The 16,625-nt window shown below is 38.1% G+C and carries 15 protein-coding genes and 1 tRNA gene; 14 read left to right on the forward strand and 2 right to left on the reverse strand.

Annotated elements, in window-relative coordinates; translation table 11 throughout:
• Positions 1-60 precede the first annotated feature (60 nt).
• The gene (locus ACQ86H_RS02490; RefSeq protein WP_147224473.1) at positions 61-375 is read right to left on the reverse strand and encodes a GDYXXLXY domain-containing protein; all 315 of its coding nucleotides are present in this window, start codon (positions 373-375) and stop codon (positions 61-63) included.
• A 300-nt stretch (positions 376-675) separates the two neighbouring features.
• Between ACQ86H_RS02490 and ACQ86H_RS02495 the strand changes: the two genes are divergently transcribed.
• The 3 genes from ACQ86H_RS02495 (at position 676) to ACQ86H_RS02505 (ending at position 3,213) form a co-directional block, all read left to right on the forward strand.
• Positions 676-748, forward strand: a tRNA-Thr gene (locus tag ACQ86H_RS02495).
• 114 nt (positions 749-862) lie between these two features.
• The gene (locus ACQ86H_RS02500; RefSeq protein ID WP_431293762.1) at positions 863-2,029 is read left to right on the forward strand and encodes an amidohydrolase family protein; all 1,167 of its coding nucleotides are present in this window, start codon (positions 863-865) and stop codon (positions 2,027-2,029) included.
• Positions 2,030-2,256: 227 nt separating this feature from the next.
• A complete protein-coding gene (locus tag ACQ86H_RS02505) occupies positions 2,257-3,213 on the forward strand; it encodes an NAD(P)H-dependent flavin oxidoreductase (RefSeq protein WP_138818837.1) in 957 nt (318 codons plus the stop codon).
• Positions 3,214-3,337: 124 nt separating this feature from the next.
• On the opposite strand, the gene ACQ86H_RS02510 is transcribed toward ACQ86H_RS02505, so the two are convergent.
• Entirely contained in the window at positions 3,338-3,703 is a 366-nt protein-coding gene (locus ACQ86H_RS02510) for a hypothetical protein (RefSeq protein WP_431293763.1), read from the reverse strand.
• A 391-nt stretch (positions 3,704-4,094) separates the two neighbouring features.
• On the opposite strand from ACQ86H_RS02510, the gene ACQ86H_RS02515 reads away from it, so the two are divergent.
• From ACQ86H_RS02515 to ACQ86H_RS02565, 11 genes are all read left to right on the forward strand, one after another.
• Positions 4,095-4,265 (forward strand): acylphosphatase, encoded by a 171-nt coding sequence (locus ACQ86H_RS02515; RefSeq protein WP_431293764.1) that lies wholly within the window; start codon positions 4,095-4,097, stop codon positions 4,263-4,265.
• Between the two features lie 178 nt (positions 4,266-4,443).
• Positions 4,444-5,925: a lipopolysaccharide biosynthesis protein gene (locus tag ACQ86H_RS02520; RefSeq protein WP_138818834.1), complete on the forward strand. Its 1,482-nt coding sequence runs from the start codon at positions 4,444-4,446 to the stop codon at positions 5,923-5,925.
• Positions 5,926-6,006: 81 nt separating this feature from the next.
• On the forward strand, positions 6,007-6,438 hold the full coding sequence (dut, locus tag ACQ86H_RS02525; protein ID WP_431293765.1) for a dUTP diphosphatase: 432 nt from the start codon (positions 6,007-6,009) through the stop codon (positions 6,436-6,438).
• 51 nt (positions 6,439-6,489) lie between these two features.
• Complete coding sequence (locus tag ACQ86H_RS02530) at positions 6,490-8,187, forward strand: tetratricopeptide repeat protein (RefSeq protein ID WP_431293766.1); 1,698 nt, start codon at positions 6,490-6,492, stop codon at positions 8,185-8,187.
• A complete protein-coding gene (locus ACQ86H_RS02535) occupies positions 8,165-8,956 on the forward strand; it encodes a DUF4292 domain-containing protein (RefSeq protein WP_431293767.1) in 792 nt (263 codons plus the stop codon). The genes ACQ86H_RS02530 and ACQ86H_RS02535 overlap by 23 nt, the downstream gene beginning before the upstream one ends.
• A 187-nt stretch (positions 8,957-9,143) precedes the next feature.
• The gene (locus ACQ86H_RS02540; protein ID WP_431293768.1) at positions 9,144-10,439 is read left to right on the forward strand and encodes a murein hydrolase activator EnvC family protein; all 1,296 of its coding nucleotides are present in this window, start codon (positions 9,144-9,146) and stop codon (positions 10,437-10,439) included.
• 46 nt (positions 10,440-10,485) lie between these two features.
• Positions 10,486-10,848, forward strand: coding sequence for a Sec-independent protein translocase subunit TatA/TatB (locus tag ACQ86H_RS02545; RefSeq protein ID WP_138818829.1), 363 nt, complete (start codon positions 10,486-10,488; stop codon positions 10,846-10,848).
• Between the two features lie 11 nt (positions 10,849-10,859).
• Positions 10,860-11,060, forward strand: a complete 201-nt coding sequence (locus ACQ86H_RS02550; protein WP_029287719.1) for a Sec-independent protein translocase subunit TatA/TatB — start codon at positions 10,860-10,862, stop codon at positions 11,058-11,060.
• Positions 11,061-11,078: 18 nt separating this feature from the next.
• Positions 11,079-12,497 carry an Asp-tRNA(Asn)/Glu-tRNA(Gln) amidotransferase subunit GatA gene (gatA, locus tag ACQ86H_RS02555; protein WP_431293769.1) on the forward strand — a complete coding sequence of 473 codons (1,419 nt, stop codon included), beginning with the start codon at positions 11,079-11,081 and terminating at the stop codon, positions 12,495-12,497.
• Positions 12,498-12,704: 207 nt separating this feature from the next.
• Positions 12,705-14,108: a lytic transglycosylase domain-containing protein gene (locus ACQ86H_RS02560; protein ID WP_138818827.1), complete on the forward strand. Its 1,404-nt coding sequence runs from the start codon at positions 12,705-12,707 to the stop codon at positions 14,106-14,108.
• 190 nt (positions 14,109-14,298) lie between these two features.
• Positions 14,299-16,620, forward strand: a complete 2,322-nt coding sequence (locus ACQ86H_RS02565; protein WP_138818826.1) for an NADP-dependent malic enzyme — start codon at positions 14,299-14,301, stop codon at positions 16,618-16,620.
• Positions 16,621-16,625: the final 5 nt, after the last annotated feature.

A 16,625-nucleotide genomic window follows, 5' to 3' on the forward strand; every position in this document is an offset into this window, starting at 1 on the left:
ATTGTTAACTTCGTTAATGTTTAAATACTTGTTAATTTTGGAGCGTTAATTTTGTATTGATTATTGAACTGGTTTACCGTCTTTATCGATTTTTACCGAACCGGTTTCAGCTTCTTTTTTCACATTGATTAAATAATACTCTTTTGTACCTTCTTTAACTGACCAGGCCTCAGTAGCGGTCCAACCTTTATATGCATCAGATTTTAATGCGGTTGTTACTGGCTCAGGAAGTTCTTCCAATTTAACTGGAGTTTTCACTGCGCTATCTTGAACTGCAACAATTGCAGTAGTTTTAAAATCTTTTACTTCACTTGCCTGTACTGCTGAGAATCCTGCGAATGCTAATACTGTAGCTGCTAAAACGAATTTTTTCATGGTATATATTTTAAAATTTAATTTGTGTAACAATACTTGCTAATGTTTCATAATGGTGCCAAACAGCATTTTTTATTTAAGTAATTGATTTACAGTAATTTATTTCTGTGCCAAAGTTTTAATGTTGTGGAGTTTGTCAACACTTTGTGGTAAATGACTACAAGTTTAGCAGCTATTTGTTATTAGCCCGGTAGTGTGCCGTTGTTATTTTGCCATTAGATATTACCTGAAAGCAAGTCGGAAAAAAACTCAATTTTTGAAAAAAGAAGATTTTTTTCTATCATTGCAGCCCGATTGAAAGCCTCCTTAGCTCAGCTGGTAGAGCAACTGACTTGTAATCAGTAGGTCATTGGTTCGATTCCGATAGGAGGCTCTTTTTCTTTTTCTAATTTCTTAAGAAGTTAAATCAAAAATCATTTTATCATCAAAATAGGTCAGGCAGATAAAATATTTTTTATTTGCTCCGGTTATTCCGCTAATTTGCGATATGTTAAAATACTTTTCAGCAGATTGGATCTTTCCTGTTTCCTCCCCACCAATGAAAAACGGAGTAGTAGCTGTAAATCCAGAGGGCGAAATTGAAGAAGTGTTAACCAGAAAAGAAGCCGAAAACCTTAATTTGGATATCATAAAATATAAAGGGGCAATCGTTCCAGGCTTTATTAATACTCATTGCCATTTAGAATTATCGCATATATTAGATCAAATCCCTGAGCAAACGGGTTTGGTAGAATTTGTACAGCATATTATTAAAAGCAGACAGGGCGATATAGCAGAGATTAAAGCGGCTATGTATGCAGCCGACCAGGAAATGTTTGAAAATGGGATTGTAGCCGTTGGCGATATTTCCAATCAAATTTCCTCTAAAGAAGTGAAAGAGAAGAGTAAAATCCATTACCATACCTTTGTAGAGGCCATGGGTTTTAATCCCGAAAGGGCCGGAGCCATAATGGATAATGTGAAGGGAATTAAGGAGGATTTTAAACCACTGCCTGTATCTATTGTTCCGCATGCACCTTATTCAGTATCTCCGGCATTATTCGAATTAATAAGGGAAGAGGCAGAAAAAGATAATAGCCTTATTAGTGTTCACAATCAGGAAACGGACAATGAAAATGCTTTTTTTGAAAATAAAACAGGTGGATTTTTAGATCTCTATCAATTTTTAGGACTGGACATCACTTTCTTCGAGCCAACCCATAAAACATCATTACAAAGCTGGCTACCTTATATTAAGGAACAGAAAACTTTATTGGTACACAATACCGTTTCAAACAAAGCTGACATTACTTTTGCGAAAGCGAATAACCCGAATTTATACTGGTGCCTTTGTCCGCAGGCTAATCTTTATATTGAAAACACTTTGCCAGATGTTAATCTCCTGATAGATGAAAAAGTGAAAATTACTTTAGGTACGGATAGTTTGGCCAGTAACCATCAACTTAATATTCTGTCGGAAATGTTCACTTTACAGAAATACAAACAGGTTCCTTTTGAAAAACTGTTGAGCTGGGCAACAATAAACGGAGCAGAATTTTTGGAGCTTGATCAACAAATTGGTACAATAGAAGTTGGTAAAAAACCAGGATTGAATTTAATCCGGCTGTCTGCCAATTTTACAATTGAAAGCGACAAAGTACAGCGACTGATTTAAAGAAAGTATCCGTTCTTTAATAACCTTAAAAATCGCTTGTTTTGAAGAGTCATTTTATTTGGTCATGAGTTTAATGCCATTTCGACCTTATACATTAAAAATCAGCTTTTTTATGTATAAGGGTATTATTTCAATTTATTTAACGCGATTTTGGAATTATATGGAATTCTTTCGGAATAAGTGATATTTCAATAATTTGCCAACTATTTGTAAAGTAAATTTTCCTCATGAACCCAATCTGTAAACTATTCAATATTAAATATCCTATTATTCAGGCTGGAATGGTTTGGTGCAGTGGCTGGAGACTGGCTTCAGCAGTTTCTAATGCAGGAGGCCTGGGCATTATTGGAGCAGGTTCAATGTATCCTGACGTTTTAAGAACACATATTCAAAAGTGTAGATTAGCAACTCATCAGCCATTTGGCGTTAATATTCCATTACTTTACCCTAATATTCAGGAAATTATAGATGTAGTAATTGAAGAAAAGGTAAAAATTGTATTTTCTTCTGCCGGTAACCCGGCAACATGGACCAGTTTTTTAAAAGAAAAGGGTATTACTGTGGTTCATGTAATTGCGAATACAAAATTTGCTATAAAAGCTCAGGAAGCCGGTGTTGATGCGATTGTTGCCGAAGGTTTTGAGGCGGGTGGGCATAACGGGAGAGAAGAAACTACAACGATGTGTTTAATCCCTATAATAAAAGAGCTTGTTAACATTCCGGTCATCGCTGCAGGTGGCATCGGGAGTGGTAAAGCCATGCTGGCTGCATTTGCCTTAGGTGCTGATGCCGTTCAAATAGGTTCGGCTTTTGCAGTGGCCGAAGAATCGTCTGCTCATCAGGCGTTTAAACATAAAATTATTGCTGCCAGTGAGGGCGATACTAAACTAGCGATGAAAAAACTGGTTCCGGTAAGGTTACTGAAAAATGAATTTGCTGATGCTATTACCAAAGCTGAAGCCGACGGAGCAAGCCGGGATGAGCTGGCTGAACTTTTGGGCCATGCCAGGGCGAAACTGGGAATGTTTGAAGGCGATATGGAAAATGGCGAACTTGAAATCGGTCAGGTTTCGGCAATGCTGAAAGAAATTAAGCCTGCAAGAGTTATCCTTGACGAAATATGGCAGGAATTTAATGTAAAAATAGCCCAGCTTGCGCAACTGCAAAACAATTTTTATATCTAAATCAACATCGTATTATGCAATTATAAGGCTTATCTCACCACATCTATTGGTTTTGGGGCTAAATGGATGATTGGTAGTGTTGTTGTTCTTTGAAAGACTTATTCGACAACAATCATGCTTCCAATTAACGGTATTGGACTTTTTCGAGTAAAGAAACGGTATGTGAGAGGTTTTGGATTATTTTATCCTTAAGTTCGATGGCTTTATTTTTCTCGCTTAGCAGGCTTTTTAGCCTTTTGATCTCTTCTGCTGATGCCTGCGTTTCCTTTTTACTAAACTCCGAAAATAGTTTACCCTTTTCGTAATAGCTGAAAAAATTGTAGTCCAGTATTTCACTCACATTGGCAAGCAGTGAAACATCCAGGCTTGGACTATTGATGATTTCCTGTGCTTTGGTTTTGCTAATGGCCATTTTTTCTGCGAATAGGGAAACAGAAATCTCTTTGGTTTTCATTTCCTTCCAGATCATCAATCCTATATGTACACTCATTATCGTCTCCGTTTTAAAATTCAAATTACCTAAATGTTAGCCTAATCCGGAAAAATTAGTGTTAATGATAACCAGTCTAATTATAATTTTTGATTTGGCAGATAATTACCCCGTTCTTTTATAAACTCACTTCGGCTATTGATACTCCTTTAAGTTTCAACTTTATTTTACAATTCATATTCGACTACGCTCAGACTGACATACAAAATAAATTTTATTTAATTTAAATAGGCTCTTGTAGCTCTAAGATAAAACGTAATTGATTTTGTATAACCAAACAAATGGGTATAGCTCCATTACATCAGCTTGGTGCCATCATGAACAGGTGTTAAAGAATTGTTATAATTCATTTACCTTTGCAACAGTAAACATTTCAACTTTACAACAATAAATGAAACATCTCAATATAAAAGTAACAGGCAAAGTACAGGGAGTTGGCTTTAGAGAAACTACTAAAATTATTGCCAACCAAATGATGGTAAATGGTTTTGTAAGGAACGAAAAAGACGGATCGGTTTATATAGAAGCGGAAGGCGAAGAAATTTTTTGGAAGAATTTCTAAACTGGTGCAATGAAGGCCCTGACCGCTCACGTGTAGAAAATGTGGCGGTGAGCGATGGCGAAGTGAAAAACTATCGTAATTTTGAAGTCTTAAGAAAATAAATTGCTGAATTGTTGGATTGCTATTTGTTCCGGTATGGAACTTATCTCAATACGCAATGCTCAAATCTCAATCATAAATGTCTGTATATAAAAAGTTTCTCGGGCAAACCATGATTTATGGTATTAGTACCATTTTTTCCCGGTTGTTCAATTTTATTTTAACGCCTGTTTACACGGGTGTTTTCGCTCCTGGAGTTTATGGTGTTTTTACCAAAATGTTCAGTTACGTGTCCATCATCAATCCAATACTGGCTTTTGGGATGGAAACCACTTTTTTCAGGTATTTAAATAAACATGAAGATCGGAAGCAGGAAGTATATAACAATAGCTTTTTAGTAATTGCTTTTATATCAACCCTGTTTTTAATCACCGCATTAATTTTTTCCGATTACCTGGCCAGGTATACATTAGACGGAAACATCGCAGAATTGGCTGACCAAAAATCTTATGTACATTATTTCGCATGGATTTTATTTGTGGATGCCATCAGTGTAATTCCATTCGCCAAATTAAGGGCCGATGGAAAGCCATTTAAATATAGCTTAATCAAGTTTCTCAATATAGGCACATTTGTGGGCTTAAACCTGGTGTTTATTTACGTTATCCCGTTCCTCATCAAACATGATATCTTGAGCGGATGGTTCACTTCGTGGTATAAAGGCCGTTGGGTGGGGTATGTATTCGTAGCCAATTTAATCGCGAGCATTGTCACGCTGCTTATGCTTATTCCACAGTTTTTGGAAATCCAGTTTAAGTTTAATAAAAGCTTATTTAACAATATGCTGGGATATAGCTGGCCTGTTTTGGTGGCCAATTTATCATTTATTATCAATGAAAATTTAGACAAAATTTTATTGGGTAAGTACCTGCCAGCAAGTATTGCCAATCATGATGTTGGTATCTACGGGGCCGTATGTAAGCTGGCCATCTTCATCAGTATTTTTAATACGGCCTTTAGGTTAGGTGCCGAACCATTTTTCTTTAGTCACGCTAAAAATGCAAATGCAAAACAAACCTATGCTAACATTTTATATTACTTTGTACTTGCTTTATCCATCCTTTTTGTAGGCTTAACAGCCAATATCGAAATCATCAAATATTTCATCAATTCAAGGTATTGGGTGGGGCTCAACGCAGTTCCGTTTTTGTTGTTCGGCTATGTTTGTTTAGGTATTTATATGAATTTATCGGTATGGTACCGTTTATCCGATCAAACCAGGTACGGCCTATATATCTCTTTGGTCGGCGCTGTTTTCACCATCATCATGAACATTATCCTGATTCCTAAATTTAGTTATATGGGTTCTGCATGGGTATCAATGTTTGCCTATTTTATCATTATGGTTATTTCTTATTTACTCGGACAAAAACATTACCCCATACCTTATAAACTTAAAGCAATGAGTGTCTATGTATTGGTTTCTATTGTGATGGTATACTTATCTTTTTGGGTTTTTAAACGCAACATTTACATCGGGAATGGCATTTTAGTGTTATTTCTCCTGGGTATTTTCTATTTTGAGAAGAATAATGTAATGAAAATGCTAAAGAAGGGTTAAAAAATATTTATAATTATTGGTTCATGGTCAATGGCCATTAAATTATGAACTATCAACCTGGGCATCCAATTATAAAAAAGAATGGAAATAAAAATCATCAATACATCCGGGCACCCGCTTCCTCAGTACGAAACTGCAAATGCGGCAGGAATGGATTTAAGGGCAGCCATCACAGAAGAAATAATACTTAAACCTTTACAACGTCTGTTAGTACCAACGGGTTTGTTTATCGAACTGCCTATTGGTTACGAAGCACAGATCAGACCAAGAAGCGGCCTGGCCTATAAGCACGGCATCAGCATTGTAAATTCACCAGGTACAATTGATGCTGATTACCGTGGCGAAATAAAAGTATTATTGGTAAATTTATCGGATACAGATTTTAAAATCGTTAATGGCGATAGGATTGCACAAATGATAGTGGCCAAACACGAAACTGTGAGCTGGCAAACCGTTGAACAATTAGGAGATACTGCACGCGGCGAAGGCGGTTACGGACATACGGGGAAATAGTCAACAGTCCTAAGTCCTTAGTCTGGAGTTAATTTTGGATTGATAAATGATATGAAATACAAAGTACATTTTCTTGTTGGAGCCACTTTGGTTAGCTTCCAGGCTTTTGGGCAGGGAACGGTTGTACCAGGTACCAACCGTGATAGCAATATGGTAAAGCAATTGTTTTTTGCCGGTCTGCGGGAGAAAATGTCTGAAAATTATGCTGTCGCCTCTACCAATTTTAATAAAATTGTTGGATTAGATCCAAATAACCACGCCGCTTATTTCGAGCTGGCCAATGCCAATCTCCGTTTAGATAAACTTAGCGAGGCCGAACAGAACATCAAACAGGCAATCAAATTAAATACTGGTAATTTATGGTACTGGCGCTTACTCGGTGAGATATACAAGCGCAGCAATCAAATGCCCGAACTGATTGAGGTTTTTAATCAGTTGATCCGCATTGATCCCGAAAATGATGCCTATTATTTTCATAAGGCCAATGCCCAGTTTTTAGCTAATCAGTTAGATGCTGCAAAAAAAACTTATGATGAAATCCAGGTTAAATTTGGCGATTCAAGAGACCTGACGAATGCCAGAAAGCGCTTTCAGGCAAATGGAAGTGCCACAGAAAGTGATATTGTAAAATTATTGGAAGGTAACCAGGCGGATGTAAAGAACTATTTATACGCAGCAGGTTTGCTTTTACAAAAAGGAAATGATCCGGAAGCATTAAAGGTATTAACCAAAGCCCGGCAGCTGGAACCGAATAATTTTGAGGTAAACCTGGCTCTGGCCGATATTTACCGCAAGCAGAAAAATGATGACGCTGCATTTTCATCCTTAAAATTGGCTTTCCAAAGTGATGAAATGCCGCTTGCTGAAAAGGTAAAGATTATTGCAGCACTTTTTCCGAAACTTAACCAGCCTGTTATTGCTAAAAATGTAAGCGAACTTAGTAAGTTAGTTGCAGAGAAAAATCCGACTGAAGCAAAAGCATTAGTACTTTATGGCGATGTACTTTATCAGCAGAATAACCTGAAAGAGGCATTGGGCCAATATCAGGCTGCTTTGAAACTTAACGAACAGATTTATGTAGTTTGGGAACAGGTAATTAATATCCAAACTTTACTGGGGAATTATGATGATGCTATAAAAGTAGGCGATGAAGCGCTAACCATTTACCCAAATCAGGCCAGTTTATACTACTACATGGCTTATGCAATGTTTAGGACCGGTAAATATGAGTCTGCTCAAAACAATTTAAAAACATCCTTACAGTTAGATGTGGAGAATAAAAGCCTGCAGGCACAAATTTATGCCCTTCAGGGCGATATCTACATCAACCAGAATAATTTTCCCCTGGCTAAAACAGCTTTTGAAAAAGCCATTTCAACGGAGCCCGATAATTATCTCATCATGAATAATTATGCGTATTATCTGGCGTTAAGAAATGATGACTTAACAAAGGCGGAGAAATATGCGGAAACAGCAGCCAATGCAATGCCAAATAATCCCTCAATTGCAGATACTTATGCTTTTATTTTGTTTAAACAGCAGAAATACGATCTGGCGAAAACATGGATAGAAAAGGCTTTGCAAAACAATAACAATAAAAATGGTGTTTACCTGGAGCGATATGGCGATATACTTTTTATGAAAGGTGAAAAGGACGCCGCATTAATTCAATGGCAAAAAGCAAAAGAGTCCGGAAACGGATCAGAAGTATTAATTAAAAAGATAAATGAAAAGAAATATTTTAAATAGTGCATTCCTGTTAGGAGCTGTAATTTTTGTTTCGGCATGCAAACCTAAAAAAGAAATTGTTGTGGCTCCCCCTACCAAAACGGAAACCAAAACAGATAATTCAAAAGCCGAAGCCTTAACCTTATTAAATAGCAAACAACTTAAATTTAATACACTTTCTTTAAAAGCAAAAGCAACTTTAGCTATTGGCACCGATGCAAATGACGTTACCATGAATTTCAAAATGAAAGACAAGGAAACCATTTGGGTAAGTATTACGGCCTTAGGTGGAATGGCGGAGGTGGCAAGGGCTTTGATTACGCCTGATAGCATCAAGATCATGAACCGTATGAAAAGTGAATACCTCAAAAAGCCGTTTAGTTATATTTACAATTTCACCAACAAACAGGTTAATTTTAATACGCTCCAGGCTATTTTAACGGGAAATGCCATGGGTGAGTTTTTAACTGCAGAATCAGATGTTAAACAGGAAAATGGTGTTTGGGTAGTTTCGGGAAGCAAAGCGGAGTTAGATTACAAACTGCTTTTTAATACGCTGTTCAAGGTATCTGAAACCAATTTAAATGACGTTAGAAACGGACAGGCATTAAAAGTTACCTATTCAGATTATCAGAAGTTAAATGAATCTTTATTCCCAAGTGCTTTACAGATCAAAACACTGTCTAAAGCGAAGAAAATAAACATCGATCTACAGTTTGTGAAAATTGATGGCAATGTTCCTGTCGATTTTCCGTTTAATGTACCAAAGAGGTTTGCGGTTGTGAAATAAGCTTAGGACTTAATAATTTAATATTTATAACTGGCTTGCCAAAGGTATCTGCTGCTTCAGTATGGTCACTTTGGCAATCTTTGCATTATATGAAGATTAGGTGAAGACGATTTTGTAATAAGCAATTATGACTTTAGTATCTCGATTTTAATACTTTTTACTATAAAATTTTTATACTTTTGGCTTAATGAAGCTACAAAAACTCCTATTTATCCTTTTTTTAAGCGTGTTAACCCTTTCGGCTGTTGCACAAACTGAAAGTCAGCTCAGAAGGAAAAAAGAAGCTATACAACGCGAAATCGAACAGCTTCAGAAGAATTTGAATAAAACTGCCAGTGGTAAAAAGCTTACTATACAGCAGATTAATACTATAAATGCTCAGATTAGGTTGCGCCAGGATAAAATTGGGACCATTAACTCTGAAATAAAAAATCTGGATAACCAAATCTCTCAGAACACAAATACCGTACATACATTACAAGGTCAGTTAGGAGATCTTAAAAAAGAGTATGCAGGCATGATCCGATTTGCCCAGCGCAACAGAAATTCGTACGATAAAATGATGTTCATTTTTGCAGCGAAGGATTTTAACCAGGCATATAAAAGGATCAAATATTTACAGCAGTTTAGTCAATACCGTAAAAAACAGGCCGGATATATTGAAAATACCCAGCAAGATCTGAACGGTAAAATTAAGGTGCTGGATAAAACACTTAGAGAAAAAAGTGATCTGTTGAAGGAACAGGAAAGAGAGCGTGAGCGTTTAAGCAAAGATAAAAGTAAACAATCAGTAGAATTAAACAAACTGAGCAAGGACGAAAAACAGTTTAAACAGGATATTACCAGTCGTAAAAAACAACAGGCTCAGATAGACAAGGCCATTAGTGCTGCAATTCAGCGGGCAATTGAAGAAGCGAGAAGGAAGGCCGCAGAAGAGGCAAGAAGGAAAGCAGCTGAAGAAGCAAGAATTGCGGCAGCAAAAGCCAAGGCAGAAAATAAACCTGCACCAACAGCTCCTGCTACCCCTACAGCTAAAGCAAAATCGACTGGGGAATTGCTTACCGCAACTCCGGAAGCGGCAAGGTTATCTGCGGGCTTTGAAAATAACAGGGGTAGGTTACCCTGGCCGGTAGCAACAGGTACCATAACCGAAAGGTTTGGTATGCATAAGATAGATCAGGCAAGTTATACCAACGATGGTGTAGATATTACTACAACAGATGGGGCGGCGGTTAGAGCGGTATTTGCAGGTAAAGTTGCTGCTGTTCAGGTAATGATGGGAAGAACGGTAGTTTTGATCAACCACGGTGAATACTTTACGGTTTATCAGAATTTAAAATCGGTTAGTGTGAGCGTAGGTAATTCTGTTGATACCAAACAAACCATTGGGGTTGTAGCCAATACTGGTGATGATGCTGTGCTGAAGTTTCAGATCAGAAGAGGGCAGGCAGCTTTAAATCCGGAAGCCTGGATCAGTAAATAAAAGAATAGTTTTTAAAATGTCTATATTTGTATAAATTATATTAGTGATGTATCAAGGCACGTTATTAGAGTTTTTAAATATGGGTGGATCGGAGATCGTGCTCATTTTAGTGGTAGTTCTATTGTTGTTCGGAGGTAAAAAATTACCTGAACTGGCAAGAGGACTGGGGAAAGGGATCAGAGAATTTAAAGATGCCTCTGATGGTGTGAAGCGTGAAATTCACAGAAATATTAATGCTATGGACTTAGATAAAGAAGAAGCGGAAGAGACAGCTGTAAATACCCATAGTCAACGTCATCATCCAACAGAAGAATCGCCTGTTGATGAAAAAGTTGAGTCAAGTGTGCCACATATCGATTTGGCAAAGCCTACGGATGAGAAAATTGTAACTGACAAAGAAAAAGTTTAAACAAAAAAATCATGTTAAATACAACAATAGCAGCAATGCTTGGAACACCAGAAATTATCATTATTGCGGTAGTGGTATTGTTATTATTTGGTGGTAAAAAAATTCCTGAACTGATGAGAGGTTTAGGTAAAGGTGTTAAAGAATTTAAAGATGGTAAAGATGGCGTTGACGGAGAACAAGTAGATCCGTCTAACCGCGATAAAACTGTTTAATTGCAATAATTTTTAGTTTTGAAGAAATACAGCTCTCTGAAGGAGATTCAAACACTCATTTCGCAAAAGCAATTAACTTTACCCGATTTATTAGCTTATTACTTTAAGCAAATTGAATATAATGAACACCTCAATGCATTTAATGAGGTGTTTTTTTTATCGGCAGAAGTTCAGGCGAAAGCAGTGCAGCAAAAAATAGAAGAAGGCACTGCAGGTAAACTTGCAGGGATGGTAATTGGTATTAAAGATAATATCTGTTATGAAGGCCATATTGTTACCGCATCATCAAAAATGCTAGAAGGCTTCGTATCCCCATATTCTTCTACAGTTGTACAACGTTTGTTACAGGAAGATGCCGTTATTATCGGCCGTTTAAACTGTGATGAATTTGCTATGGGCGGCTCTAATGAAACTTCATACTATGGGGTTGCTAAAAATGCGGCAAATCCCGAACTTGTTCCGGGTGGATCTTCAGGCGGCTCTGCTGTTGCAGTTCAGGCAGATATGTGTTTGTCGGCCCTGGGTACCGATACCGGTGGTTCGGTAAGACAACCAGCTGCTTTTTGCGGACAGATTGGACTTAAACCGACTTATGGCCGCATTTCAAGGTACGGTGTTATTGCTTATGCTTCCTCTTTCGATCAGGTTGGGCCCATTACATCTTCAGTAGAAGATGCTGCTCTGCTCTTACAGGTTTTAGCTGGTGCTGACGATTATGATTCTACAGTTTCTCCAGCTGCAGTACCCGATTATCCTGCTCATTTGGATGAACGTAAAAAACAAAAAATAGCGGTATTAAGGGAAACTATTGAGAGCGAAGCCCTTGATCCCGAAATCAAATCTGCTATTTTAAAATCAATCGAACAGCTTAAGGCTGATGGGCATTCTGTTGAGTATGTTTCTTTTGATCTGTTGGATTATCTGGTTCCGGCTTATTACATTTTAACAACGGCCGAAGCTTCTTCTAATCTTTCGCGTTATGATGGCGTTCATTACGGACATCGTAATATGGATGCGAAATCCCTGAATGAACTTTATAAATTATCCCGCGCCGAAGGTTTTGGCGAAGAAGTAAAACGCCGCATCCTTTTAGGTACTTTTGTTTTAAGTGCAGGATATTACGATGCATATTATCAAAAAGCACAGCAGGTTCGTCGATTGATCAGAGAAAAAATGGACGTTTTGTTTCAGGATTATGATTTGATTCTGTCTCCTGTGGCACCAACAGCAGCTTTTAAAATTGGCGATCATGTTCAGGATGCAATTGTAATGTATATGGCCGATATTTTTACCGTATTACCTTCTTTAAGCGGAAATCCGGCAATTGCTTTACCAATAGGCAATAATGCGGCAGGTTTACCGTTAAGTATACAATTTACAGCCAAACATTTTGAGGAAGACAAGCTTCTGGCTTTTTCTCAGGCATTTTTATCATAGTTTTATCGTCATTGCAATTACGAAGCAATTTTAATGCAAAAAGCATTATAGTTAAGTATGGCAATGGCATTTTATTAACTGTTTTCCAGGCGTCGTCTGGAAGGTTCGCAGATTCTTAACTTTTCCTTATTGTGGGAGAAAAAGGAATCTGGTTAAAGGTTTGTGAAAACACAAACTACGGTTAATGAAAATTTGAACCAATAGCCCATGATTAAAAAATTACTTTTTGCTTCAATTTGTACTTGTTTAGGATACGTTTCTTCCTCTTCCGCGCAACAAACACTCAAACTGGATAGCCTTCCGAAGATTCATAACAACATCTTTATCAATACCGATACTGTAGCGGTACCGGTTGTTTCTGAAAACCCATTAACTATGGGGCAGAACTTTATCTATAAGCTCAGGCTAGATTCTATCGCTAAAACAGTACCCCTTCCATACAACGAATACGTTCAGCAGTACATCGATATTTATGCCAAACGTAAAGATATGTTCGGTAAAATGATCGGCTTATCAAGCTATTACTTCCCGATTTTTGATAAGGCCTTAAAGGATTATAACATTCCGCAGGAAATAAAATATTTAACTATCGTCGAATCGCAGATGAATCCGCATGCTATTTCGAGAGTAGGGGCAACGGGTATCTGGCAGTTTATGTTTGGCACTGGTAAAGCCTATGGGCTAAAGATGGACAATTTTGTAGATGAACGCAAAGATCCGATCCAGGCCAGTTATGCTGCGGCAGCATATTTTAGAGATGCTTTTGAAGAGCTTGGTGATTGGCTGTTGGCCATTGCCGCTTATAATTGCGGAAAGGGAAATGTGAACCGGGCTATCGATAAAGCGGGATCGAGGGATTTTTGGGTAATCAGACAGTTTTTGCCTAAGGAAACCAGAAATTACGTGCCCGCATTTATTGCCGCGGTATATGTGATGAACTATTCACACAAGCATCAGATTATGGCGCAGGCATCGAGCATGTTCCTGAAAACCGATACCGTTCAAACCACTCGTTTTGTTTCGTTGTCCACGCTTGCAAAAGTGTTAAATGTTGATGAAGCAGCGATTATGGCCTTAAACCCATCGTATAAGAAAAAGATTGTAAATGGGACAGATGATGAGCCGAAGCGGATTGTAATGCCCAAATTGAGGGATGTTGATTATGCCGGTATTTACGACGTACTAAACAACCAAGAAGTGGATGTAAGCATGAAAGTGGTGGCCGCGAGTACTGATGATGTAAGAGATTTAAGAAAGAAAAAAACTAAAAGTATAGCTACATCGGCTGTGGTGTATTATAAAGTTACTTCAGGACAGAGTTTAACAACTGTTGCCGACAAATATGGTGTAGAGGTACAGGATTTAAGAGTTTGGAATGGTTTAAAAAGCAAAACCTTAGTGCCAGGACAAAGACTAAAGATCTATGCCAAAAACCGTACACCATTAAAAGCACCATCATCATTTTTAAGTTACAAAGTAAAAACGGGCGATACCTTATCGGAAATTGCGGAGAAATTTGACGGTGCAACTGTTCAAAGCATCAGAAGAGATAACCGTTTATCAAAAGCAGGTTTGCAGGTTGGGATGATCTTGAAAATTAGCAAGGGATAGTACTTTAAACTTGATTATAATATTTACTTATCGATCAGGCTTTTCTGAAATCTTATCATAACAACTGTTTACTCTATTTGACATTACCAGTAGCTTAACGTTGCGTCTTATTTAACTTTTTTGAACGGCTTTTTATTTTAAGCCTCATAAAAAGAATTGTACCTTTGCGACGTCACTAATAAGTTACTTAATGAGTAATACGAATAGAAAGCAAGATGCGTTGGATTACCACTCGCAAGGCCGTCCGGGAAAGATACAAGTAGTACCCACAAAACCCACAACATCGCAGAGGGATTTAACCCTGGCATACTCTCCGGGAGTTGCTGAGCCTTGTTTAAAAATAGCAAACAACAAAGATGATGTTTATAAATATACCGCAAAAGGTAATTTAGTTGCTGTAATCAGTAATGGAACAGCCGTTTTGGGGCTGGGCAACATCGGTCCTGAAGCAGGTAAACCGGTAATGGAAGGCAAAGGCCTTCTGTTTAAAATATTCTCCGACATCGATGTATTTGATTTGGAGCTGGATACTGAAAATGTAGATGATTTTGTAAAAATCGTTAAAGCTTTGGAGCCAACTTTCGGAGGAATCAATCTGGAAGATATTAAGGCACCGGAGTGTTTCGAGATTGAGCGCCGTTTAAAACAGGAAATGAATATTCCTGTAATGCACGATGATCAGCATGGAACAGCCATCATTTCTGGTGCAGCATTATTAAATGCCTGCGAAATTCAAAAAAAGAAAATAGATAAAATCCAGGTTGTGGTGAGTGGCGCAGGCGCTGCTGCGGTTTCCTGCTCTAAAATGTACCTGAGTTTAGGGGTTAAAAAAGAAAATTTGGTGATGTTCGATATCAATGGATTAATTGATATCCACCGGACTGATCTGGATGATATCCGCATGAGCTTTGCAACCACCAGAAAAGGTATTTCTAATATTGGAGAGGCAATGAAAGGGGCCGATGTTTTTATCGGACTTTCAGCAGCAAACGTCATTTCTCCGGATATGTTGGTGGGGATGGCTAAAAACCCAATTGTTTTCGCGATGGCGAATCCAAATCCTGAAATTGCCTATGAACTGGCAATCAAAACCCGTAAAGATCTGATCATGGCTACAGGCCGTTCTGATTATCCGAACCAGGTGAATAATGTACTGGGTTTTCCTTATATTTTCCGTGGAGCGCTTGATGTTCGGGCAACCAGTATCAATGAAGCCATGAAAATCGCTGCGGTTAGGGCAATTGCCGAACTTGCCAAAAAGTCAGTTCCCGAAGCCGTTAACCTGGCCTACAATGCGCGTAATTTAAAATTCGGACGTGACTATATCATCCCAAAACCTGTTGATTTCAGGTTAATTACCGAAGTATCAACTGCCGTTGCTAAAGCTGCAATTGAAAGTGGCGTGGCCAGAAAAATTATTACCGATTGGGATGCCTACAATGAAGAATTAAGGAAACGTTTAGGTTTGGATGATGCCATCATGAGGGCGGTAACTACCAAAGCGAAGATGGACCCTAAACGCGTGGTATTCGCAGAGGCTGATAATTATAAAATTTTAAAAGCTGCTCAGATTGTAAAAGATGAGAATATCGCCATTCCCATTCTTTTAGGGAATAAAGAAAAGATACAAGCCATTATTGACGAGCATGCGCTGGAGCTTGTGGGAGTAGAGATCATCGATCAGATGCAAAATCCTGAAAAAACCCAACAATATGCAGAAGCACTTTTTAAAAAACGCCAACGCAAGGGCGTTTCTTCGATGCGCGATGCGACAAAATTATTGAGAGACCGTAACTATTACGGTGCTTCTATGGTTGAATTTGGCGAGGCCGATGCCATGATTTCAGGTTTGACCAAAAATTATGGAGCTACTATTAAACCTGCCCTGCAGGTAATCGGTGTAGAACCAGGCGTTAAGCGTGTTGCAGGTATGTACATGATGATGACCAAAAAAGGTCCTGTTTTCTTTGGCGATACCACTGTAAACGTAGACCCAACTGCTGAAGAGTTGGTAGATATCACGCTGTTGATTGATAAATCTGTTAAACAGTTTAACATCAAACCGCGCATTGCCTTGTTATCTTATTCAAATTTTGGATCTAACGATGGGATAACCCCAAACAAAGTAAGGGAAACAGTAAGGCTTCTTCATCAAAATCATCCTGAAATTGTGGTGGATGGAGAAATGCAGGGAAACTTTGCCATCAACAACGAACTGTTGCAGGATAATTTTCCATTTAGCACTTTGGCAGATGCCCCGGCCAACACTTTGGTGTTCCCAAATCTGGAGTCGGGAAACATTGCATACAAATTGTTACAAGAGCTTGGCGGTGCCGAAGCAGTTGGTCCAATCTTATTAGGACTGAATAAACCTGTTCATATTGTTCAATTAGGTAGTTCTGTACGTGAAATCGTTAATATGGTTACCATAGCTGTTGTAGATGTGCAGGCAAAAGAAGAAATTGCAACATCGAAACGAAAAGGTATATTTGGGAAAACAACTAAAAAGTAATATTA

The organism is Pedobacter sp. P26, from assembly GCF_050632135.1.
Lineage (GTDB): Bacteria > Bacteroidota > Bacteroidia > Sphingobacteriales > Sphingobacteriaceae > Pedobacter.

Coding starts and splice junctions, on each gene's coding strand:
- ACQ86H_RS02500 (WP_431293762.1), top strand. CDS start 863: ATGTTAAAATACTTTTCAGCAGATTGGATCTTTCCTGTTTCCTCCCCA.
- ACQ86H_RS02490 (WP_147224473.1), bottom strand. CDS start 375: ATGAAAAAATTCGTTTTAGCAGCTACAGTATTAGCATTCGCAGGATTC.
- ACQ86H_RS02530 (WP_431293766.1), top strand. CDS start 6,490: ATGAAATACAAAGTACATTTTCTTGTTGGAGCCACTTTGGTTAGCTTC.
- ACQ86H_RS02510 (WP_431293763.1), bottom strand. CDS start 3,703: ATGAGTGTACATATAGGATTGATGATCTGGAAGGAAATGAAAACCAAA.
- ACQ86H_RS02540 (WP_431293768.1), top strand. CDS start 9,144: ATGAAGCTACAAAAACTCCTATTTATCCTTTTTTTAAGCGTGTTAACC.
- ACQ86H_RS02505 (WP_138818837.1), top strand. CDS start 2,257: ATGAACCCAATCTGTAAACTATTCAATATTAAATATCCTATTATTCAG.
- ACQ86H_RS02535 (WP_431293767.1), top strand. CDS start 8,165: ATGAAAAGAAATATTTTAAATAGTGCATTCCTGTTAGGAGCTGTAATT.
- ACQ86H_RS02515 (WP_431293764.1), top strand. CDS start 4,095: ATGAAACATCTCAATATAAAAGTAACAGGCAAAGTACAGGGAGTTGGC.
- ACQ86H_RS02560 (WP_138818827.1), top strand. CDS start 12,705: ATGATTAAAAAATTACTTTTTGCTTCAATTTGTACTTGTTTAGGATAC.
- ACQ86H_RS02520 (WP_138818834.1), top strand. CDS start 4,444: ATGTCTGTATATAAAAAGTTTCTCGGGCAAACCATGATTTATGGTATT.
- ACQ86H_RS02545 (WP_138818829.1), top strand. CDS start 10,486: ATGTATCAAGGCACGTTATTAGAGTTTTTAAATATGGGTGGATCGGAG.
- dut (WP_431293765.1), top strand. CDS start 6,007: ATGGAAATAAAAATCATCAATACATCCGGGCACCCGCTTCCTCAGTAC.
- ACQ86H_RS02550 (WP_029287719.1), top strand. CDS start 10,860: ATGTTAAATACAACAATAGCAGCAATGCTTGGAACACCAGAAATTATC.
- ACQ86H_RS02565 (WP_138818826.1), top strand. CDS start 14,299: ATGAGTAATACGAATAGAAAGCAAGATGCGTTGGATTACCACTCGCAA.